The following is a 20852-nucleotide window of genomic DNA, read 5'->3' on the forward strand; positions in this document are numbered from 1 at the left end:
CACCCATCTCTCGGGAAGGGCATTCTACGCCGGGACGCGATATTGCGCGCCGACCTGCGATTTTTTCTGCGCATCGATCCGATTCGTTCTCCTGGAATGGCTCGCAAAACGCAGAGATGCCGATCGAAGTCAGTGATAGCCTAGCGTAGGCGCCCTCCCGTCGCCTAGGCCTGCGAAGCCCTCATCGTAGATTCGGCGGCCACATCGTGAAAAGACCTACAGCCGGCGCGATTGCGCCGAAACGAGCCGCTACATAGGTTCGGCCGGCGAAACCTTCCAGCTCGAGAACGGGAAGAATTGACCCTAAGGCGACCACTGTCAGGCTGCCACTGGACGACAGCCTTGCGCCTCCTTTTGGACATTGCGAGAGATGCCCGGAAGGTCGCGTCAAACCTTTGCGTCGTTAACCTTAGCGGGGAAGCCGCTAACCGGTCGGGTGCACTCGGCGACAAATTTGTCGCTTGGCATGCGGCCATCCGCATCGCGCGAATACTCCGGCTTAAGCCGGTTAAGGAAAAACATTTCGAGCCTGCGCCCATGCATGGTTTCGATGGCGCCTCGCGGCTTTTCGGCCATCCTACTGGGGCAGCATTTGACATATTGGAAGCGGTGTTTTGGCGCGAACGTCTTCACCAATAACGAGCCGCACGGCCCCCGAAATATGCGCGAGTCGAGCCGTGCCTAGCCTCAATGACAGAGCCATGAAGCGCGAGGGCGCAAGATAACTTGCCTTCAGCGCCGACATCGCGGTCGTCTGAAATCGCACTATCGCTCCAGCCTGTCGCCCAGTCGTCTAAACCCGCTGCAGTGCGATAGCGATCCCCTGCCCCACGCCAATGCACATCGTCGCCAAGGCGTATGTCTTCCCAAAGGCGGCGAGTTCGAGAGCAGCGGTTCCAGCTATCCTCGCGCCGCTCATGCCCAAAGGGTGCCCCAAGGCAATGGCGCCGCCGTTGGAATTCACTTGGCTTGCGTCCTCAGGGATCCCCAAGTCGCGAAGCACTGCGATGGCCTGGCTCCCGAAAGCCTCGTTGAGTTCGATCACCTCGAATTCCGCCTGTGCAATCCCAAGGCGAGCGCAAAGCTTCTTGGTGGCCGGTGCCGGGCCAAAGCCCATAATCCGAGGTGGCACGGCGGCGACCGCACCACCTAGTATGCGGGCAATCGGCGTAAGCCCGTAGCGCTTGGCCGCTGCCTCCGACGCGATGATGAGTGCCGCAGCGCCGTCGTTCACGCCTGAGGCATTGCCAGCGGTGACGCTCCCTCCAGAGAACAGCGGCTTGAGCTTCGCCAGGGCTTCCATCGTGGTGCCGGCTCGAGGGTGCTCGTCCAGCTCGACGGGGATTGCGCCCCCCTTTTTCTGAGGGACCATTACGGGGACGATTTCCCGAGCAAGCCTGCCGCTCTTCTGCGCGGCGATGGCCTTGTCTTGGCTGCGCACCGCAAAGGCATCCTGCGCCTCGCGCGACACGCCAAAGTCCCGAGCGACGTTCTCACCGGTTTCCGGCATGGAATCCACGCCGTAGTGCTCCTTCATGCGCGGGTTGACAAAGCGCCAGCCGATGGTCGTGTCGTAGATCTCGGCATTGCGAGAGAAAGCCGTCTCGGCCTTGGGCAGCACGAACGGGGCTCGACTCATGGACTCGACGCCGCCGGCGATGACCAACTCCGCCTCACCGGACTTGACCGCGCGGGCTGCCGTGATCACAGCATCCATTCCGGAGCCACAGAGGCGATTGATTGTGGTGCCGGGGATGCTCACAGGCAGGCCGGCCAGAAGCGAGCTCATACGAGCAACGTTTCGGTTGTCCTCGCCAGCTTGGTTGGCACAACCGAGGATAACGTCGTCGACCGCGTCCCAATCGACACCTGAGTTCTCAGCGATCAAGGCCCTGAGAGGAACGGCACCCAGGTCGTCCGCGCGAACCGAGGACAGGACGCCGCCGAAGCGGCCGATGGGCGTGCGTTTGTAGGCGCAGATGAAAGCTTCGCTCATTCCTAGACCTCCGGAACAATTAGGTCGCCGATCGTGCCGTCGACGAGAAGCTCGGCACCCGTTACCGCTTGCAGTACGTCGAGGCTGAGCTTGGGAAGCTTCTCGCGCAGCACGAAGCGCTGGCTCTCGATGTCAACCACGGCAAGGCTGGTATAGACGCGCGTGACGCAGCCAACGCCGGTCAGCGGCAGGCCGCAGCGTTTGACCAACTTGGGGCGTCCGTCCTTCGTCACGTGGTCGGTGATCACAGCAACGCGCTTGGCGCCATGCACCAGATCCATGGCACCGCCCACGGCCGGCACGCCCTTCGGGCCCGTCGACCAATTGGCGAGGTCGCCATTTTCAGCCACTTCGTAGGCACCCAGAATGGCGACGTCGAGATGGCCGCCGCGGACCATGGCGAAGCTGTCGGCATGGTGGAAGAAGGCTGCGCCCGGCTTCAGCGTTATTGCCTTCTTGCCGGCGTTGATCAGGTCCCAATCTTCCTCGCCCTCCGGGGGACTTTCACCGAAATTGAGCACGCCGTTCTCCGTGTGAAAGACCGCTTGTCGGCCGGGTGGCTGGAACTTGGCCACCATCTCGGGGAATCCGATGCCCAAGTTCACATAAGCACCGTCGGCAATGTCCTGAGCGGCCCGCCAGGCGATCTGCGCGTTGGTGAGTTTCTCGGTCATCCGTAGGCCACTCCTGCCCGCATAAGGGCCTCTTCCTGTTGGGCATCCGCGACTTCCACGATGCGGTTGACGAAAATGCCCGGGGTAACGATCTGCTCCGGATCGATCCCACCAGGCCGGACGATCTTTGAGGCCTGCACGACGGTCAGCCTGGCGGCGGCGGCCATTAGCGGCGAAAAGTTACGCGCCGCCTTGCGATAGGTGAGATTGCCCATGGTGTCGGCCAGTTCGGCCTTGATCAGGGCTGCGTCCGACTTGAGCCAACGTTCCTGCACGTACATGCGACCATCAAACTCGGCGACCGGCTTCCCCTCCGCCAAATCGGTGCCGAAGCTGGTCGGCGTGTAGAAGGCCGGAATGCCCGCGCCGCCGGCACGGATACGCTCGGCCAACGTTCCCTGCGGCACGAGTTCGAGCCCGATCTGGCCAACACGATACTTCTCGGTGAAGGCGCGCGGATCGGCCGAGCGCGGAAACGAGCAAACCATCTTCGCGACCATTCCAGCGTCGATCATCGCCGCGATGCCGATCCGCCCATTGCCGGCATTGTTGTTGATCACGATGAGTCCTTCGGGGGACCCCGTGGCGCGGAATCGATCGATCAGAGCATGGACGAGTTCGATCGGGGCACCTGAGCCGCCAAATCCACCGATCATCAACGTCATTCCGTCTTCGATCCCGGCTACCGCGGTGGCGAGATCGGAAACCGTCTTGTCCATAAAGCCATCCTTCACAGGCGACGCCGCTGCATCAATCGGGTGCGCGGGCTGGTGCCCGTGCACCCGAAAGGGCAGCGGCGAGCCCGATAACCGAACCAAGGAATAGTCGACGGTTTATAGCCATGTTTTTGCTCCCGTTATGGCTGTCCCAGCGAGAGCGGGCTCTTCCAAAGAATGCGACCTTCTCTCCGAGGTGCTATTCTCACATGGCGGCTGGCGCGATAAAGCGTGCGAATTTGGAAACAGTGTTGCACCACGCGCAAAAATGAACTTAAAAAGAGCCCCGCAACCTAGGAGGTTCGGGCTCGACCTAAGGTGGCCTTAAAACGTCAACGATACTTCAGCGCCCGCCAATTCAGACGACTTAAACATAGCTTCAAGGAGCCGGTTAACGTTGTGAGCTTGAGTGGCGGGTACAACGGACGGCGTTCCCGTGCGCAGCGATGTGACGAAAGCGGCCGCCTCGCGGTCGAAGTAGATAGGATTACCAATCTCGGCGATTTCAGGCGAATAGACGGTCTTCTTCGTCGCCCAGATTTCCGGGAAGCTCGTCTCACGCCACTCCGTCCATCCTTGCTGATGACCGTTCTTCCCACTGTCGTAGATCTTGTACGACGCCGGCAGAGGGCACGAGTGCATTATTCCCTCGGTCCCGTATGCCGACAAGTCCCAACTCTCCGTCCACGACAGCGGATCCCATGACATGAAGTCGACGGTCACCAGCTTGTCGGTGTAGTTGAGGATCGCGCCACCGGCGTCTTCCCGGGACTCGGCGCCGAACGCCAACGGAAACTTGGTAATTCTGGCGTTGACTGCATCGGGCATGCCGAAGTGAAGCAGGATGCGATCGTGAGGTGGCAGGCGATTACGAACATCGCTCCACCTATGTCCCCAGGTTGATTCATGTGGGCGGTAGCTGCCTCATTATGAGAGCAGCCGGCATGGGCCCTGACCTGGAGAACTTTCCCCAGTCGCCCGCTTGCCAGAACCTCCTGCATCTTGACGATGGAAGGCGCGAAACGCCAACAGTACCCAACCTGAAACAGGCCGTCCGTCCGATTGACCGCGGCGACGATACGCGCGGTGTCGGCCGACCCCCGGCCGGCCGGCTTTTCACAAAGCACGGCCTTTCCCGCTTCAAGCGCCTCGATGGCAAAATCCGCCATAGCGTGGCTTTTGGGATGCACAAGCACCGCATGGACATCGGCATCCGTCAGGATCTCGTCCTTGCTTCGGGGCTCCAACCCAAGCGCATCGACAAACGGCCTCAGAAGCGGACTTTCGTCATGGGCACCCAGCAGGCGCACCCCCGACATTCGCTGAAACGCCTTTACCCTGCCGGATGCGTGGGGGTGCGTAATTCCCAAGCAAGCGATTCCAGCACAGCATCTTCACCAATAGCGTAGCCCATGGCCGTTGACCTTCGTTGTGGAGAAAAGAAGAAGGGGCGATCCTCGTTGATCACCCCTCCAAAAAGCTCGCGCTGCCGTTGGCCCGATCAGAGATCGGCAAACTGAGCCATGGAGGACTTGAAAATCCGCTGAGCCATCTCGTCCAATCCGAGCACGCGGTGTTTGGCCGAAAGAATTTCGGTCCCGTAGACACCACTGTAGCCGGCTGCCTGTACCTCGCGGAGAAACGCCGGGACATCGAGTTCCCCTTCCCCGCATAGCTCGCGATAAGCGATCGTGTCTTCCCAAATGTCTGGTACCGGCGCCACCTTCAGCGCGTCGTCAATTTCCACGGCCTTGATGAACCGAGCGGGTATCTTGCGAATTTCGCTATAGGGAATGTTGCCTCGGGCCATGTGCCATATGTCGATCAGCAGGCCACCGTTCTTTCGATTTGCAGCGGAGACGATCGCCAAGCCGGTTTCGATGGTACGCACATTTGACCAGGGCATGATTTCCAACACGATGTCGGTGCCGTAGGCCGCAGCCTCGTCGCATAACTTGCCCAGTTCATCCGCCATCAGCTGCACGTCGGCTGGAGCATCCTCGAAGCCAGGCCCGACCTTGATATCCTTTAGCCCCAATTCCGCTGCGACCTCCAGCATAAGCTTGCGGACCTTGTCGGACTCCTGACGCTTCTCGTCGCGGTGGAACCAATTGGTCAGGAACTCGATCTCGAGGTGCTTGATGCCGTTCGCCTCCACGATCCGGCGCATTTCCCGGTAGCCGATCTGATCCCTGACATGAACTACATCCTCCGAGTGGAGGCCGAAGCCCTTGAATCCTGCGCGGGCAGCGGCTTCGACACGGTCCTTGAACGGGAAGGGGCTGATTTCCGTCGGGCCAAGCGGGAAGACGTCACCAGAGAGGGCGAAGTAAGAAATCAGGAGTTCAACGTCTGCAGCCATCACGATGTCCTTGCGGGAATGCATATCGTGCCTTCCGCGAACGGCGCGGCACTCGTTTTGGCTAACGTTCTACCGAGCGAGAATAAACCAGGTCGCCAGGGAAACTGTGTTGCGTGGCGCGCAAAAATCGGCCTACCGAGTCCACAGTTCCTCGTACTTGTTTGCGCGGAACTGCTCGACGAGAAAGTCGAGGAACAGCCGGGTCCGGGCGGGCATGAAGGATTTGCTCGGATAGGCGATATTCATTGTCAGCCTGGGGAGATCCCAATCATCGAGGACACGGACAAGGCGCCCGGCTTCGAGATCTTTCTGGATGATGTATGTCGGCTGCGCCAGGATCCCAAGGCCGTCGCGAGCGGCTGCGCAGATGAGCTGGCCGTCATTGGCATTGATGATGCCATCGACCTCGACGGTTACAGCTTCCTCGCCCTTGCGGAAATTCAGGTTATTCCAGTTGTCGGCCAGAGTGTAGAGGATCAGGTCGTGGTCCTTGAGGTCGCTGGGATGCTTCGGGACGCCGCGGCGATCGAGATACTCCGGTGAGGCCGCCAATAGCCGGCGCGTCTCGGCCAGCTTCCGAATAGTAATGGAGCTATCGGCCTCCACGCGACGCGTGCGGATCGCAAGATCGAGCCCATTTTCGATGATGTCGTAGTAGCGGTTGGATGCCACCACTTCGATCAGCACACTCGGATAGCGCTGCCTAAACTGCTGAACCACTGGCATCAGATGCAGCAACGAAAATGACAGAGAGGCCCCTACCCTCAGCCTGCCGGTTGGCGCATGAGCGCGGGCCGTAACGTTTGCCTCGGCCTCTTCCCAATTAGCCAGGATGTCTCGGGCGTCCAAGTAGAGCTGCTGGCCTTCGGTGGTCGTGCTGAGCCGGCGAGTAGATCGTTGAACCAGCCGGGCACCGAGCCTCGACTCCAGATTAACAAGGTGGCGGCTGACTCCGGAAACCGAGAGGTCAAGGGCATCCGCCGCCTTTGTCATGCTCTGTTCCTCAACGATCTTGAGGAACACCTGTAGCTCGGTCCAGCGATCCACTTTTTGCATCCGGCGGAAAGGTGTTTTGAGAAAGCCAGTCTTCATCGCATCTCAAGCAAATGCAATCACTTCCGTCAAAGTCGCACGGTCACTTGGGCTTGAGAGGGAACGGATGGATCAGGTGGCGACACAGAAGGGGCAGAGGGAGCGGGTAAAGCATGTCGTCATGTGGAATCTCCTTCCAACTGCCGACGGCCAGAAAGCCGCTGCGGTAGAAGCGGTCAAATCGCGTTTTGAGGCATTGCTCGGAGCGATCCCGGGTCTTCTGCACATCGAAGTAGGCGTGGATTTCAGTGGCGTCGATTACGCCTGCGACGTGGTGCTCTACTCAGAATTCGAAAGCGCTGAAGCCCTGGAGGCATATGCCACCCATCCCGCCCACCTGAAGATACGTGACGAGCTCCAGGGTGTCCGTATTGCGCGCTACCAGGTCGACTACGTTTCAACGGAGGAACCCTCGCCGTGAAGGTTGCCGTCTACTGCATCGATCATCCAGACGCGATCGATATTCGTCTTGCTCACTACGATGAGCATAAGGCCTATCTGGCCGCGGGAAAGATGAGGACCGTAATCTCCGGACCGCTGCTGGCGGCCGACGGCGCCACAATGATTGGGTCGCTGTTCGTCTTTGAGGCCTCCAGTGTGGCTGAGGTTGAAGCATTCAACGCTGCCGACCCCTTCAACCGGTCGGGCGTATGGGCCGAGATCAGCATCAAGCAGTTCAACCTGCGCGTTGACAATCGCGAGTGAGCAAAATGGCAAGGCTACCCGAGAGTTTCGTCTACAGCGCCAATGCGTCGCGAGTGGTCTTTGGCGCGGGATCGGTTGGAAAGGTCGGAGAAGAAGTCGACCGCCTGGGGCTACAGCGGGTTCTGGTCCTCTCGACACCCCAGCAGGAAGACTTTGCGCTGACGGTGGCCTCCCGGCTCGCGGCGAAGTCAGTTGGGGTGTTCTCGGGCGCCGCCATGCACACTCCGGTGAATGTCACCGAACAAGCGATGCGAGACATTCATGAAAAGGATGTCGATGGGCTCATCGCCATTGGCGGTGGTTCGACGACTGGCCTGAGCAAAGCTTTGGCCCTGCGCACCGATCTGCCGCAGATCGCCATCCCGACAACCTATGCCGGCTCTGAGATGACGCCCATCCTCGGTGAAACGGCGAACGGTCAGAAGAAGACGATCACTTCGCCGAAGGTCCTGCCTGAAGTGGTGATCTACGATGTCGACCTGACGCTTTCCCTACCGGTCGCCCTCTCAGGAGCTAGCGGCATCAACGCTATCGCACACGCGGTTGAGGCGCTCTACGCTCAGGACCGGAACCCGATTATCGACCTGATGGCCGGCGAAGCCATCGGTGCATTGGCCAAGGCCTTGCCCACGATCAGGCTTGACCAGCGGGACAAGGAAGCACGATCCCTGGCTCTGTATGGTGCTTGGCTGGCGGGAACGTGCCTGGGGGCCGTGGGCATGTCCCTGCACCACAAGCTTTGCCATACGCTCGGCGGAACGTTCGACCTCCCGCATGCAGAGACGCACACGATCATGCTGCCTCATGCCCTCGCCTACAACGCGCCGGCAGTCCCGGATGCCATCGATCGCCTGAAGCGCGTTCTGAAAACCGATGACCCTAGCCTGGCGCTCTACGAACTCGCCGGCCAGGTAGGAGCCGCGCGCGCCCTCAAGGACATCGGCATGCCGGAAGAGGGTCTTGGTAAGGCCCGCGCATTGGCTCTGTCCAATCCCTACTGGAACCCGCGGCAGCTCGATGAAGATCGGATTGGGCGACTCCTCTATCGGGCCTACGCCGGCCTCCCCCCTCTGGTTGAATAGGTGATCGATGGGTTTGCTTGAATTGCGGCTGCCCGACATCGTCGTTGTGACAGGCACAGCGTCAGGTCTCGGGCTCGAAGTGGCCAGGCAACTGCTGCAGAGCAACTGTCAGGTGGTCGGCGTCGATATGGCGCCATCTGCGCTCGAATCCGATCCCAGCTACCAACAGGTCACCGGCTCGATCGCTGATACAAGTACCTGGAACTGGGTGGTCGATCTCCTCGACGCCCAAGCGTCCGCAACGCTAGGGCTCGTGACCTGCGCCGCAATCCTTGACGTGGGCACTGTACCTGAAGCGACCCCCCAGCGCATCGAGCGCACCATGTCGGTAAACGTGACCGGCACCGCCTTGGGGATGGCAATGATCATCCCTCGGATGGAGGCGAACGGCGGTGGCGCCATCGTTGCGGTTGCGTCAGTCAACGCCACCTTGGCCGAGCAGCAGCTGGCCATCTACAACGCATCGAAAGCAGCCGTGCGTCAGCTGGCTCGAACCGCAGCACTCGACCACGCACGACGAGGCATCCGGATCAACGTTCTGAGTCCCGGTCCCATGATGGCTGGCCTCTTCAAGCGACACGTCGAGAGCGCCACCGACAGCTCCAGGTTCCTGGCAACCCGGGCAAATCGACAGCCGCAAGGCCGCATCCTCGAGGCAAGTGAGGTCGCGCAAGCAGCGTTGTTCCTCTTGTCAGATGGGGCAACGGCACTGCTTGGCGCAGACGTCATCGCCGATGGTGGATTGACTGCTGGTTCGATTTCCGAACCGGCGCCGAAGGGGCGTCCGTCTAAACTCACGATCGTTGGGAGGAACCAATATGGACACTGGTCTCAAGGGAAAGGTCGTAATCATCACCGGCGCCGCCAATGGCATCGGCCGCGCCACGGCCTTGGGTTTCGCTAGGGAAGGCGCCGACCTCGGACTGTTGGATATCGACGAGAAAGGATTGGCAGAGGTCGAGGCCGTCGCCAGTCACCATGGTGTCACGGTTCACTCCGCAAGCGCCGATCTCTCGGTAGCGGCTGGAGTGTCCGGCGGCATGGACGAGCTTCTGAAGGCCTTCGGGAACCGCGTTGACGTGCTCGTCAACAATGTTGGTTCCGGCGCCATCCGCAGCTTCGACGACGTCGATGACGCCGCGTGGGAAGCAACGCTTTCGCTCAACTTCATGAGTTATGTGCGAGCGATCCGCAAAGCGCTGCCAATCCTGCGGGCCAATGGCGGCGTCATCGTCAACAATGCGTCGGATCTCGCGCGACAGCCAGAACCGGTGCCGGTCGACTACTCGGTATCGAAGGCGGCAATCCTCGCCCTCACCAAGGCATTGGCCCGGGCCGAGGCTCCCAAGATCCGCGTCAACGCTGTAGCTCCTGGCCCCATCTGGTCGCCTTTCTGGGAGAAACCTGGGGGCTTCGCCGAGACGATGGGCAAGTACCACAAGATGGAGCCGCAGGCGGCCGTCGAGCACGAAATGAAACTTCGGCAGCTGCCACTGCAGCGGCTCGGGACGCCGGACGAAGTCGCGAACGTGATCCTGTTCCTCGCCTCTGATCTGGCCTCGTTCGTTACGTCCTCCGTCTGGGGCGTCGACGGTGGCTCGATCCGATCCATCATCTGACGTGAATGTCTCCGTCCCCAAGGATCGGCTGCCGGCTGGCTTCGAGTTCGCCGTCGCCTGCGTTTGCGGCGCTATCGTCGCGAACCTCTATTTCGCACAGCCCATCGTCGGGGAAATTGCCGGCACGCTTGGGTTAGCTCCCGAAGGTGCCGGTATCATCGTGACGCTTGCCCAGCTGGGCTATTGTCTTGGCCTCCTCCTTTTGGTGCCGCTCGCTGACGCGCTCGAAAACCGACGCCTCGCTTTGGCAGTGCTCGTCGTCGGCTTCGCCGCCTCGATCACAATGGCACTGACAACCTCGCCGACGCTTTTTCTAATCGCGTGTTTTTGTATCGGCGTCGGGTCAGTGTCTGTCCAGATCCTGCTTCCCTATGCGGCCGCGCTTTCCGACCCGAAGCGTCAGGGCTTGATGGTTGGGCGCGTGATGGCGGGCATCCTGACCGGCATCATGTTGTCTCGGCCCTTGTCGAGCTTGATCACCGGTCCTTTCGGCTGGCGGTCGGTCTTCTTTGTCTCTGCAGCCATCTGCCTGGTGCTGCTGTGCTGATCCTCGCACGGATGCCGGCGCGACAGCCCGAAAGCAAGCTTGGTTATGGAGCGATGCTGAAGTCCATGGCTTCGCTCGCTTGGGAAAATCGCTTGCTTCAACGTAGGGCCGCATACCAGTTCCTGATGTTCTATTCCTACACCCTCTTCTGGACGGCCCTGCCCCTCCTTCTGAGCAGGCCGCCCTACAGCCTCGACCAAGTTCAGATCGCACTCGTGGCGCTGGCGGGAGCCGCAGGCGCGATCATGTCACCGTTGGCCGGGAGGGGAGCTGACCGCGGAGCGATCACCTTGGGAACGACGCTCTCCCTCAGCGCCGGCGTCCTATCCTGGATCGTCGCCGGCTGGGGCGGATCGGGTGGCGTGGTGGGGCTGGCGGCCCTGCTGGTTGGTGCCCTCCTTCTCGACGGCGCCGTCCCCGTGTCCCTGGTGATGAGCCAGCGTGAGCTCTTTTCCGCTCACCCTAACGAACGGGCTCGCCTCAACGGCCTCTTCATGGCAGCCTTCTTCGTCGGTGGGGCAACTGGCGCCAGCGTCGGCGTCTGGGCGATTGAGAGCTTTGGTTGGCATGGCGCTATGATTGCAGGCGCTTCGGGCCCCCTGCTTGCGCTGACACTGCATCTGATTTTTCTGGCGCTACAAGCGCCGCCACTTTCCAAAGGAGTTCCAAAGTGAGAGCTGCCCGCTTCTACGCCAAAGGCGACGTCCGAGTTGAGGAACTTCCGGATCCGGTCGACCTGCAGCCGGACGAAGTTCTTGTCCGCAACAGGTTGTGCGGCATTTGCGGCACCGATCTGCACGAGTTTGCCGACGGACCCCACTTCATATCTGCTCAGCCCAACCCTTTCTCGGGGGCCTCAATTCCGCAGATTCTCGGCCACGAGTTCAGCGGTGAAATCGCGGCCGTTGGGAGCGACGTGTCCCACCTGAAGATCGGAGACCGCGTGGCGATCCAGCCGCACATGGGCCCGGCCGATGGTTACTTCGGCGTTCGCGGCCTGCATTTCCTTGGCACCCGCGGGGCCGCGACTGGCCTGACATGGAATTGGGGAGGGTTCGCGGATTTCGCGGTCATGAAGGCATCCGCGACCGTCAAAATGCCTGACACCCTGACTTTCGAACAGGGAGCGATGGTGGAGCCGGCGGCTGTCGCGGTGACAGCAGTCGACCGCAGCGGGCTTGAGCCGGGCGGCTCGATCCTGATCACTGGTGGCGGCCCAATCGGGGCGCTTACGGTCATGGCCTCCCACGCTGCCGGCGCCGGCAAGATCTTCCTCAGCGAACCCAATGCGGCCCGCCGCAAGCGCATCGAGTCGTTGGGCATTCCGGTCATCACGATCGACCCTACCAAGACGCCGCTTGCAGACTTCATTCGAGAGCACACATTCGAGCGCCTCGGGTGCGATTCAGCTATCGAGTGCGCGGGCAACCCGCGAGCTATTGCCGACTGCATCAAGTCGGTGCGCTCGCAGGCAACGGTGGTGCTTGTCGGCCTCACCAACGCCAAGGTTGAGTTCTCACCTTTTGACCTGATCACGCGCGATATTCGATTGCAGGGGTCGCTCTGCTACCCGACGACACTATGGCCGCGTGTTTACGCAATGATCGAGAGCGGCCGTTTGCCAGTTGAACGCCTAATCGATGACACGATCGCCTTGGACGACATCGTCGAGAAGGGATTCAAGCCGCTGATGGATCCGAGCGGGACTAAAATGAAGATCTTGGTCGAGCTGGGCGCTTAGCTGGCAGGCCCGCAGTCGTCGACACCGCTGCGCGACTGCCGCCCCTCTGAATGAGCCGCTGACGACGATCCTACAATCGCTTCAGGACGAAGTCGAACTTAACTTTCCACTTGGTCGGCGCGTCGACGAGCGGCTCGAAGGCGACGATCAATGTGTCCTTCACCCCAAACACGGAATCCGACTCCAGGTAAGGGTCTCCCTCGACGAAGATGTGCGTGCAGAGGCGATCGTAGCCGTTCGCGCCAACCAGGAAATGCACGTGCGCGGGGCGGAAAGGATGACGCTCGAGCTGTTCGAGCATTTGCCCCACGGGTCCGTCGTTTGGAATGGGGTATGAAGTCGGCTTGATCCCGACAAAGCTGTATCGACCGTCAACGCCAGTTCTGAAGATGCCACGGTTGTTGAACGGCGGCTGTATGTCAGGCTGCTGAACGTCGTAGAAGCCTTCGTCGTTGTCTGACCAAACGTCGACATAGGCGTTGTCGATTGGATTGCCGTCAAGGTCGAGGACGCGGCCCTCGTAAAGACAAAGCTCACCTTTGCCATCGAGGTTGATGTTGTCACCCATCTGCCGTTCGGGCGACCCGTCGACGTGGAATGGTCCAAACACCGTGTTCTCCGTGGCACCGGTGGGACGCCGATGATTGATCGCGTCCACCAGCATCGAAACACCGAGCACGTCCGAGAGCAGGATAAATTCCTGCCGCGTGTCGCTGCACATCTGCCCGGTACGGGTCAGAAACGCGATTGCAATCTCCCACTCTGCCTCGGTAAGTTCGACATCGCGAATGAAACCATGGAGGTGATTGATCAGCGACTCCATAACGGTACGAAGACGAGCATTCGTTCCATCGCCCATCCTCGCGAGGACCGCTTCGACCGAGTTCTGTTCATTCAGGTACTTTGACAATTCGACCTCCTCTCGGTCGCGCTCCCAATTCGGGCCGCCCTCCGACGCGATCCCTAGATCGTTTTTCCGAGCGATGCTTCGAGCTGGGCGAGTTCCTGCCCACCGGCCATCAAACTTTGCAGTTCTTCTGATGAGATATGCCCACGATCGGCCGTGCCAAGCGTCTTACCGCGGTTGAGAACGGTAAACCGGTCTCCGACCGCCATCGCGTGCCGGACATTGTGGGTGATGAACACGACGCCGATGCCCTTCTTGCGTACCCGGTCGATTGTCGTCAGCACATTGGCGGTCTGGCGCACGCCAAGCGCCGAGGTCGGCTCATCGAGAATGAGTACCTTGGCGCCGAAATAGACGGCACGCGCGATCGCGACGGTCTGTCGCTCGCCTCCCGACAGAGTGCCAACCGCCTGACCCGGCTCTCGCAAATTGATACCCATTTGCTTCATCTGCTCGAGTGTGATGGCATCGGCCTTCTTGAAATCCAGCCAGCGTAAGGGGCCGAGGCCGGCCTCTGGCTCGCGGCCGAGCCAGAAATTCCGGCTGACGCTCATCAGCGGGATCATGGCAAGGTCCTGATAGACGGTGGCGATACCGGCAGCAAGCGCCTCGCGAGGGCTTGTGAAGTGGACAATCTCGCCTCCCACCCTCATCTCGCCACTCGACGGGGTATGGGCTCCCGACATTGTCTTGATGAAGGTCGATTTGCCGGCGCCATTGTCACCGAGCAGGCAGTGACACTCACCCGGCATGACGCTGAACGACACGCCTGAAAGGGCGATGATGCGGCCGAAGTGCTTCTGGATGTCAATCATTTCCAGGATTGGCGTGGTCATCACCTTTCTCCTGTGATCGAGCGGCGGATGTACGTGTTGGCCACAACTGCGCCGAGGAGGATTGTGCCAAGGAACACTCGGAAGAGTGAGCTCTCGACGTTGGTGAAGAACAGACCCTGCTGGACCACACCGAAAATAACGGCACCCAGAGCGGCGCCCAACACAGACCCGTAGCCACCGGTCAGCAATGCACCGCCGATGACGACACAAATAATCGCCTCGAATTCCTTCATAATACCGCGATCGGACGCAGCCGACCCGAACTCGATCGCTTGGGAGATGCCGAGGAGCGCTGCGCATATTGCGGCAACGATAAACATCAGTACCTTCACTCGAGCCACGGGAACGCCGACGTTGCGGGCAGCCTGTGGGTCACCGCCGGCAGCGTAAATCCAGTTGCCGAACTTGGTACGGGTCAGAACCCACTGCCCGACGATCACCAGGCCGATGGCCCACAGTATCAGCATGGGAATGCCATCGACGATCGGTTGCCCTGCCCGCGTACCTCGGGTGTACGTTTCGATGACGCCTTGCTGACCCAGCCATGTGAACAGGCCTGTGAACGCTTTACCTCCGAAGAGCCAGGCGATGGGGTCGCCCGCTGCCGCATCACCGATACCCGATACCACCGGCTGTTTGTTGAAGGTGATCGCACTCCAGATCGTCGCGCCGCGAAGGATGAACATGAAGGCCAGCGTCACGACAAAAGACGGAAGACCCGTGCGAATGACGAGGACGCCGTTGATTGCGCCAATCAAGGCACAGACTACAAAGGTCAGCAGGATCGCTACCCAGACTGGAATGCCAACGTGGATGACCAGCAATCCGAACACCATGCCGGAAAAGCCCACCATGGACCCGAGCGACAGATCGAACTCGCCTGCGATCATCAGCAGCGACACGCCCACGGCCAGCACGATGAACTGCGCCGAAACGGTGCTCCAGTTAATGACACCATCCAGGGCGAACATCTGGGTGCTGCCGGCGAGAATGAGGAAGAAAGCGAACACGGCTGCCGTGCCGCCAATTGCTCCAAGCTCCGGGCGAACGAGCGCTCGACGCAGGAGTGAGTTCCGCTTGAGGCGCTCGTCGGTGCTAGTTGTGGACGTCATCTGATCTTGCCCGCAAAAGGGATCTGTAAGAAAGGAAGGGCGGAAGCGCAGGTCGCTTCCGTCCCCCGGGAGGCGAGGCGCTTACCGGTACTTGCCGGCCAGCGACTCGACGAGAGCAAGGTTGTCCTTGGTGACGAACCCCGGTCCCGAAAGCACCGAATTGGCCTGCAGCACGCCATAGCGGAGATCATTGGTCAGCGTGATGACCGGCAGGTAGCCCTGCAGGAAAGGCTGCTGGTCGATGGCGAAGTTGATGACGCCATCCTTGATCGCCTGCGATATGTCGGGATTGAGATCGAAGGTCGCGAAGTAGATGTCGCCCGCCATCCCATTGTCCTTCAGCGCTTTGATCGTCGGAATCGCGGTCATGGGGCCGAGGGTCAAGACGGCGCCCGTATCCTGATGGCTCGAAAGGTAAGCCTTCACTCGGTTGGCGATTTCCGCCGCGTCGGTGCCGGAATCGATCATCTGCTCGCCCAGAGGCACGCCCAGACCTTCCGCGAAGCCTTCACAGCGCTGCTGCCCTGCCACATTGGGGAACAAGCTGTTCACGCAGAGGAACGACTTCATGCCTTCGGCTTTTGCTCGTTCACCGGCGCCCTGGCCGGCTTCAAATTCAGGCTGACCGACGTGCAGCAGGGCACCAAGTTTTTTGGATTCCTCGGCCGTGCCCGTGTTCATCGTCACAACAGGGATACCTTGGGCAACCGCGTCCTCGATTGCGCCGCCCACTGTTTCGAGATCGGGGATCGTAACGATGATCCCGTCGGGCTTCTCGGCGGTCGTTTGCTGGATGATGCGCACCATGTCCGCCAAGTCGCCGGACGGCGGATTGCGGAACGTGACGGTTGCACCAACTTCCTCTGCTGCCAGGCTGGCGCCGTTCTTGACGGTGTTCCAGAACGTCTCGCTGTCAGGGGAATGGTGGATAAGGACGTATTTCTCGTCGGCAGCGCTTGCTGACTGTACGACGCCCGTTGCGGCTGTTGCGGCGAGACCCGCCAACAACACCGCCTTAAACGATAGCTTTTTCATCTGCTCCTCCACGTTGTTGACTGTCGCTCTACTGGCGCAATCGGGTTCTCCGCTTTGCGCCACGGTCCCCCTCAACCGCCAGCGTGGGATTTATGCAGCTATCTTGTCGTGGGATGAACTGGGGCCAGCACAAAACTCTATTGCAGATCACGCAATAATTGCCGGCAGAATGCCGTCCGCATCACGACCAAAGGCAAAGTCGGCATGAATGGGGCCATGGACCCGACGTCGCCTTTCACCTTGCGACTAGGCGAGCTCGCGGGGTGAGCACAACGTTGATGGGAGAGGACGTGCACGCCCAATCCACACTCGACGGACCCAGTGACGGTTAGAATGGGAGATCGTCACCCGCTTAAGTGCGATCTCTAACGCATACCGGGCACTAAAAAGGCGGGCGCCCCTTTCCGAGGCTGGTTGGTTCTGTGGTCCGCTACCGAGGGCCGATGCGCTCACCCAGGTTGAGTTCCAGATCGAGGATCATATCCGGCGTCGCCTGCCCTAACTGCTGGAAACGCTGCTGCACGGAATCGCGGGCAAGCAGCTGGCTGTAGCGCGCGTACGAGGCCTTGAGGCTTTCGCCGGTGGGCGGGGGGTTCTCCTCGTTGAGGATCGCCTTGACCGCGACCAGGGCCTCGGCGTCAAAGAAGGCGATCCGCTGGGCAAAGCGGTCGACGAAGGCGTCGAGTTCTGCGTCGGGGACGGCGCGGTTGATCCAGCCGTAGCGTTCGGCCATCTCCGCGTCGTAATCCTCCCCCGAGGCGATGATTTCCAGCGCGCGGGCTCGGCCCGTAAGCCGCGACAGCCGCTGCATCCCGCCGCAGCCCGGGATGATCCCCATGCCGACCTGGGGCTGGCCAAGGATCGCGTTCTCGCGGCTGGCGAAACGCACGTCGAGAGCCAACAGGAACTCGTTGCCGATGCCGCGCGCACGGCCCCGTATGGTCGCGACGGTGATAAAGCGGGCCCTGCCCAGGCGGTCGATGAGGTCGAACCACGTCGGCATGCCGTCCCCGAACTCCCGCGTTCTGCCCACGTTGAGATGCGCCATGAAAAAGTCAGCCAGGGCACTGTCGAAGACGACGACCTTGACCTCAGCGTCGGCTTCAAGCTGGGCGACGATCCGAACTAAACCCGCCTCGACCTCGGGGTCGTAGAGGTTGAGCGGAGGATTGTCGAAGGTCACCCGCCAGTAGCCGGGTCCGCGGCGCTCGGCGCGGACCGGCTGACGCGCGGTATCCATTGCGGATTCGTTCATGTGTCCTGTTCCTTCAGCGAAAAAGTGACAACCCCCTGCGGGAAGTCGAGACTGGACCGTTCTGTCTTTTCGTGCGGTTGACAAATAGACCGATCTGTCTGTATTGACAAGGGGTGCCAAAGAAAGCCAGGAAACGTGCGAAAGCCACCGAAGTCGGCGTTCGTGACCGCCTTCTCAACGCCGCCGATCGGCTGTTCTACCAGGAGGGTGTGCGGGCCGTCGGTATCGACCGCGTGCTGTCGGAGGCCGACGCGGCGAAGGCGTCGCTCTACCAGCACTTCGGCAGTAAGGATCAACTCGTGGCGTCGTACCTCGAGCGCAGAACCAAGAACGCCCGAGCGAACATCGAGGCGTACCTCGCTGGTACACCGCCGTCACTACGCGCGCTCAAATTTTTTGACTGGGTGGTGGCGTGGGCCGAGTCGAAGGATTTCCGCGGCTGTCCGTTGCAGCACACGGTGAGCGAGCTCACCGATGCCGCGCATCCGGCGCGCACCATCGCTCACGATCAGCGAGCGTGGTTCGCGGAGCGCCTCCGGGAGTGGACGACGGCGGCCGGAGTGAAGGACTCCGAAGCGACGGCTCGCGCGCTGATGGTGCTCTTCGACGGCGCCGTCGCGGGGTCCGAGGTTGACGGACCGCAACGGGCGAGCGATGCTCGATGGATGGCCAGGAAGTTGTTGGCCGGCTGAACGCGCGCGCTGTCCTCACTTCGACGACAATGTCTTGTCCGAAATATGTATACAGATTTCGGACAGCCGCAGCACCCGGTTGGATTTGAACCAACGGCCTCTGCCTTCGGAGGGCAGCTCTCGCCCTCGATATCGAACGTGGGCGGACGTCGCCGATTTCTCGCCAAGGCTTCCATTCGCGCGATCGAACCGCTGCAGACATTGCCATTCTCCGGGAATTGGCCAAGATCGGATCATGCCGCCTCATGATCGGTGGCGCGATAATGCCGTAGCCGACCTTGATGAGCAGGCCCTCGTCGCACATGCGGGCCAGGTAACAGCGGGGAATTCCAATGTCAGTTAGGTCGCACGTTCGCACTTCACCCTTTTCGCGGGCGAGTGCGACAGCGCGTTCTCTGAGGGATGGCTTCGGCCCGCCGGCCAATCGGATGCGCTCGGCGCGCTCGCGGTCGCGCTTCCGAATCTTGATGGTGGGCTGTGGCGTAGTTTCGAGGGGAATCGGCAGCTCGTAGTTCGCATCTTCTACGATCCCGGGGAGCCAACGCTTTTCTACGCCAGGGCGCGAAATTGCGCGCCGACGTGCAATTTTCCCAACTTCGATCCGATTCATTCTGCTGGAATGGCTCGCAAACAGCAGAGATGCCGATCGAAGTCAGTGGTAAGCTAAGCGTAGCGCCCTGCCCTCGCCTAGGCCTGCAAAGCCCTCATCGTAGAATCGGCGGCAACATCGTGAAAAGACATTCACCCGGCGCTACTGCGCCGAAACGAGCCGTACATAGATTCGGCCGGCGAAACCTGACCACTGTCAGGCTGCCGCTGGACGACTGCTTTGCGCCTAAGTCGGTCGTTTCAGCGATATCCGAATTAGCCTGAAACCGGACATTCCTCGACCGCCTTGGACGTAGCGAAGTGCCGGCGCAGTCCTCTGCCGGTGCCGCCTCAAGGAGTGGTCTGCGGACGTTGGAGAGAATCACTCTCGAAACAAAACCGCCGGACGATCCATCCGGCGGCCGTATTTTCGTTTTCACCTTAAAGCTCGAAATGTCCGCACACGGCGCGTGGCCGGACTATCGCGCTTCGACAGATCCCTTGCGGGCAGCTTCGTCGATCACGTCAGCGACGACCTTTGGCTGAGTCATAAAGACCGCATGGCTTGCGGCGACCTCCGTGATTGTCGCCCCGATGCGCTTCGCCATCGCTTGCAACATACGCTGATCGAAGGCCCTGTCGTCGGTTGCAATCACTGCCCAGCTCGGCTTGCTTCGCCAGGCGGCATGCTCGAGCTTGGTTGCGAAGGCGGACATGTTTATCGGCACCTGAGAGTCCCGCATGAAAGCGGCATCCGCGTCCGTCGTGTCGTTGGCGAAGCCAATCTTGAACCTGTCGGGATTAACGAAGCCGAAGCCGTCCGCGGTAGTTTCGATGACAAATTCAGGCGGGGTCTGGTAACCCTCGTACTGCTGCGCAGTCGTCTCTCCGGCATCTGGCGACAACGCCGATACGTAAACCAGGCCTGTCACGTTTGAATGGGTGCCTGCTTCCGTTATCACGGTGCCGCCCCAGGAATGTCCCACAAGGACCGCAGGTCCATCCTGACGGTCAAGAATGCGTTTGGTTGCGGCAACGTCGTCCGCAAGCGAGGCAAGCGGGTTCTGGACGATCGACACACGATAGCCGCGGGCGGTCAGTTCGTCATAGACGCCGCGCCAACCCGATCCATCAGCGAACGCGCCGTGCACCAGCACCACGTTCCGGACGGTCTGGTTGTCGGGAATTATCTCGGCAGAGTGAGTGGCCGTGGCTGCGGCAATTCCTGCGACGGCGGCAGTTGCGGCCAGAAGGTTGGTCGTCCTGGAAGTCATGCTGATCTCCTCTTGTTGATCCGATAATAATTATCGCGATATCTTTCCTTACGGTTCTATCCGCGATATGTCCAGCATAATTTTTATCGCGATATTCTTTTTTGGGATCGGGTAGGCTATATCGGGTCCAAGGAGAGCCACCCATGCCGGCAAAAAAACTCAACAACCCATTGCCGCTCGACGATCAGCTCTGTTACGCGATCTACTCTGCCGGCATGGCCATCCAGAGAGTGTACAAGCCACTGCTGGACGATTTGGGCCTGACCTATCCCCAATATCTCGTACTCAATGTCCTCTGGCGCGAGGACAAGCTGACCGTTGGCAGCATCGCCGAAAGGCTCGCGCTGGAGTCGAGCACTCTGACGCCCTTGCTCAAACGGCTCGAAGCGGCAGGACTTCTGCGCCGGACACGGAATCCCGCGAACGAGAGGCAGGTCGTGGTTGCGCTGACTGATAAGGGACGCGAACTCAGATCTCGTGCAGGCTGCCTTGCTGACGCTCTGCTTTCCTCCTCAGGACAAAGCCCAGCGCATCTCAACCAGATTAACCGTGACGTCAGGGGGCTACGTAACGCGATCTATGAACATACGGGCGTCTGGAGGAGCACGGCCTAAGCCGG

Annotated in this window: 23 protein-coding genes; 10 read left to right on the top strand and 13 right to left on the bottom strand. The window is 60.6% G+C overall.

What is annotated here, in order from left to right:
* Positions 1-793: 793 nt before the first annotated feature.
* The 7 genes from pcaF to NMG70_RS20730 all read right to left on the bottom strand — a co-directional run bounded on the left by pcaF (position 794) and on the right by NMG70_RS20730 (position 6840).
* Entirely contained in the window at positions 794-1996 is a 1203-nt protein-coding gene (pcaF, locus tag NMG70_RS20700) for a 3-oxoadipyl-CoA thiolase (RefSeq protein ID WP_254026256.1), read from the bottom strand.
* Between the two features lie 2 nt (positions 1997-1998).
* A complete protein-coding gene (locus NMG70_RS20705; RefSeq protein ID WP_091600592.1) occupies positions 1999-2670 on the bottom strand; it encodes a 3-oxoacid CoA-transferase subunit B in 672 nt (223 codons plus the stop codon).
* The gene (locus tag NMG70_RS20710; protein ID WP_254026257.1) at positions 2667-3389 is read right to left on the bottom strand and encodes a 3-oxoacid CoA-transferase subunit A; all 723 of its coding nucleotides are present in this window, start codon (positions 3387-3389) and stop codon (positions 2667-2669) included. The genes NMG70_RS20705 and NMG70_RS20710 overlap by 4 nt, the downstream gene beginning before the upstream one ends.
* Positions 3390-3710: 321 nt before the next feature.
* The gene (locus NMG70_RS20715) at positions 3711-4214 is read right to left on the bottom strand and encodes a hypothetical protein (protein WP_254026258.1); all 504 of its coding nucleotides are present in this window, start codon (positions 4212-4214) and stop codon (positions 3711-3713) included.
* Positions 4106-4705, bottom strand: coding sequence for a Gfo/Idh/MocA family protein (locus NMG70_RS33005; RefSeq protein ID WP_367185568.1), 600 nt, complete (start codon positions 4703-4705; stop codon positions 4106-4108). Before NMG70_RS33005 ends, NMG70_RS20715 begins: the two co-directional genes overlap by 109 nt.
* A gap of 182 nt (positions 4706-4887) precedes the next feature.
* Positions 4888-5772: a sugar phosphate isomerase/epimerase family protein gene (locus NMG70_RS20725; protein ID WP_254026260.1), complete on the bottom strand. Its 885-nt coding sequence runs from the start codon at positions 5770-5772 to the stop codon at positions 4888-4890.
* 108 nt (positions 5773-5880) lie between these two features.
* Positions 5881-6840, bottom strand: coding sequence for a LysR family transcriptional regulator (locus NMG70_RS20730; protein WP_254026261.1), 960 nt, complete (start codon positions 6838-6840; stop codon positions 5881-5883).
* 67 nt (positions 6841-6907) lie between these two features.
* Here NMG70_RS20730 and NMG70_RS20735 point away from each other — a divergent pair, with 67 nt between their 5' ends.
* From NMG70_RS20735 to NMG70_RS20770, 8 genes are read left to right on the top strand one after another with little or no spacing between them, the layout of a single operon-like run.
* A complete protein-coding gene (locus NMG70_RS20735) occupies positions 6908-7261 on the top strand; it encodes a Dabb family protein (RefSeq protein WP_254026262.1) in 354 nt (117 codons plus the stop codon).
* A complete protein-coding gene (locus NMG70_RS20740) occupies positions 7258-7545 on the top strand; it encodes a YciI family protein (protein ID WP_254026263.1) in 288 nt (95 codons plus the stop codon). Before NMG70_RS20735 ends, NMG70_RS20740 begins: the two co-directional genes overlap by 4 nt.
* Positions 7546-7550: 5 nt before the next feature.
* On the top strand, positions 7551-8627 hold the full coding sequence (locus NMG70_RS20745) for a maleylacetate reductase (RefSeq protein WP_254026264.1): 1077 nt from the start codon (positions 7551-7553) through the stop codon (positions 8625-8627).
* A gap of 7 nt (positions 8628-8634) precedes the next feature.
* Positions 8635-9531 (top strand): SDR family NAD(P)-dependent oxidoreductase, encoded by an 897-nt coding sequence (locus tag NMG70_RS20750; protein ID WP_254026265.1) that lies wholly within the window; start codon positions 8635-8637, stop codon positions 9529-9531.
* Positions 9446-10246: an SDR family NAD(P)-dependent oxidoreductase gene (locus tag NMG70_RS20755; RefSeq protein WP_254026266.1), complete on the top strand. Its 801-nt coding sequence runs from the start codon at positions 9446-9448 to the stop codon at positions 10244-10246. The genes NMG70_RS20750 and NMG70_RS20755 overlap by 86 nt, the downstream gene beginning before the upstream one ends.
* Position 10247: 1 nt before the next feature.
* Positions 10248-10793 (top strand): MFS transporter, encoded by a 546-nt coding sequence (locus NMG70_RS20760; protein ID WP_254026267.1) that lies wholly within the window; start codon positions 10248-10250, stop codon positions 10791-10793.
* Positions 10787-11467 carry an MFS transporter gene (locus NMG70_RS20765; RefSeq protein ID WP_254026268.1) on the top strand — a complete coding sequence of 227 codons (681 nt, stop codon included), beginning with the start codon at positions 10787-10789 and terminating at the stop codon, positions 11465-11467. The genes NMG70_RS20760 and NMG70_RS20765 overlap by 7 nt, the downstream gene beginning before the upstream one ends.
* Positions 11464-12534 carry a 2,3-butanediol dehydrogenase gene (locus NMG70_RS20770; protein WP_254026269.1) on the top strand — a complete coding sequence of 357 codons (1071 nt, stop codon included), beginning with the start codon at positions 11464-11466 and terminating at the stop codon, positions 12532-12534. The genes NMG70_RS20765 and NMG70_RS20770 overlap by 4 nt, the downstream gene beginning before the upstream one ends.
* Before the next feature lie 70 nt (positions 12535-12604).
* On the opposite strand, the gene NMG70_RS20775 is transcribed toward NMG70_RS20770, so the two are convergent.
* The 5 genes from NMG70_RS20775 to NMG70_RS20795 form a co-directional block, all read right to left on the bottom strand.
* Positions 12605-13393 carry an intradiol ring-cleavage dioxygenase gene (locus NMG70_RS20775; RefSeq protein WP_436798440.1) on the bottom strand — a complete coding sequence of 263 codons (789 nt, stop codon included), beginning with the start codon at positions 13391-13393 and terminating at the stop codon, positions 12605-12607.
* Positions 13394-13497: 104 nt separating this feature from the next.
* Complete coding sequence (locus tag NMG70_RS20780) at positions 13498-14277, bottom strand: ATP-binding cassette domain-containing protein (RefSeq protein WP_254026271.1); 780 nt, start codon at positions 14275-14277, stop codon at positions 13498-13500.
* Entirely contained in the window at positions 14277-15389 is a 1113-nt protein-coding gene (locus NMG70_RS20785; protein WP_254026272.1) for an ABC transporter permease, read from the bottom strand. The genes NMG70_RS20780 and NMG70_RS20785 overlap by 1 nt, the downstream gene beginning before the upstream one ends.
* An 81-nt stretch (positions 15390-15470) precedes the next feature.
* Positions 15471-16424 (bottom strand): sugar ABC transporter substrate-binding protein, encoded by a 954-nt coding sequence (locus NMG70_RS20790; protein ID WP_254026273.1) that lies wholly within the window; start codon positions 16422-16424, stop codon positions 15471-15473.
* A gap of 430 nt (positions 16425-16854) precedes the next feature.
* A complete protein-coding gene (locus NMG70_RS20795) occupies positions 16855-17679 on the bottom strand; it encodes an enoyl-CoA hydratase/isomerase family protein (RefSeq protein WP_254026274.1) in 825 nt (274 codons plus the stop codon).
* A 113-nt stretch (positions 17680-17792) separates the two neighbouring features.
* On the opposite strand from NMG70_RS20795, the gene NMG70_RS32680 reads away from it, so the two are divergent.
* A complete protein-coding gene (locus NMG70_RS32680) occupies positions 17793-18371 on the top strand; it encodes a TetR/AcrR family transcriptional regulator (RefSeq protein ID WP_301555171.1) in 579 nt (192 codons plus the stop codon).
* A gap of 1067 nt (positions 18372-19438) precedes the next feature.
* On the opposite strand, the gene NMG70_RS20805 is transcribed toward NMG70_RS32680, so the two are convergent.
* Complete coding sequence (locus NMG70_RS20805; RefSeq protein WP_254026275.1) at positions 19439-20233, bottom strand: alpha/beta fold hydrolase; 795 nt, start codon at positions 20231-20233, stop codon at positions 19439-19441.
* 143 nt (positions 20234-20376) lie between these two features.
* Between NMG70_RS20805 and NMG70_RS20810 the strand changes: the two genes are divergently transcribed.
* The gene (locus tag NMG70_RS20810) at positions 20377-20847 is read left to right on the top strand and encodes a MarR family winged helix-turn-helix transcriptional regulator (RefSeq protein ID WP_254026276.1); all 471 of its coding nucleotides are present in this window, start codon (positions 20377-20379) and stop codon (positions 20845-20847) included.
* The last annotated feature ends 5 nt before the right edge of the window (positions 20848-20852 follow it).

Source organism: Mesorhizobium ventifaucium, from assembly GCF_935822925.1.
Taxonomy (GTDB): Bacteria; Pseudomonadota; Alphaproteobacteria; order Rhizobiales; family Rhizobiaceae; genus Mesorhizobium; species Mesorhizobium ventifaucium.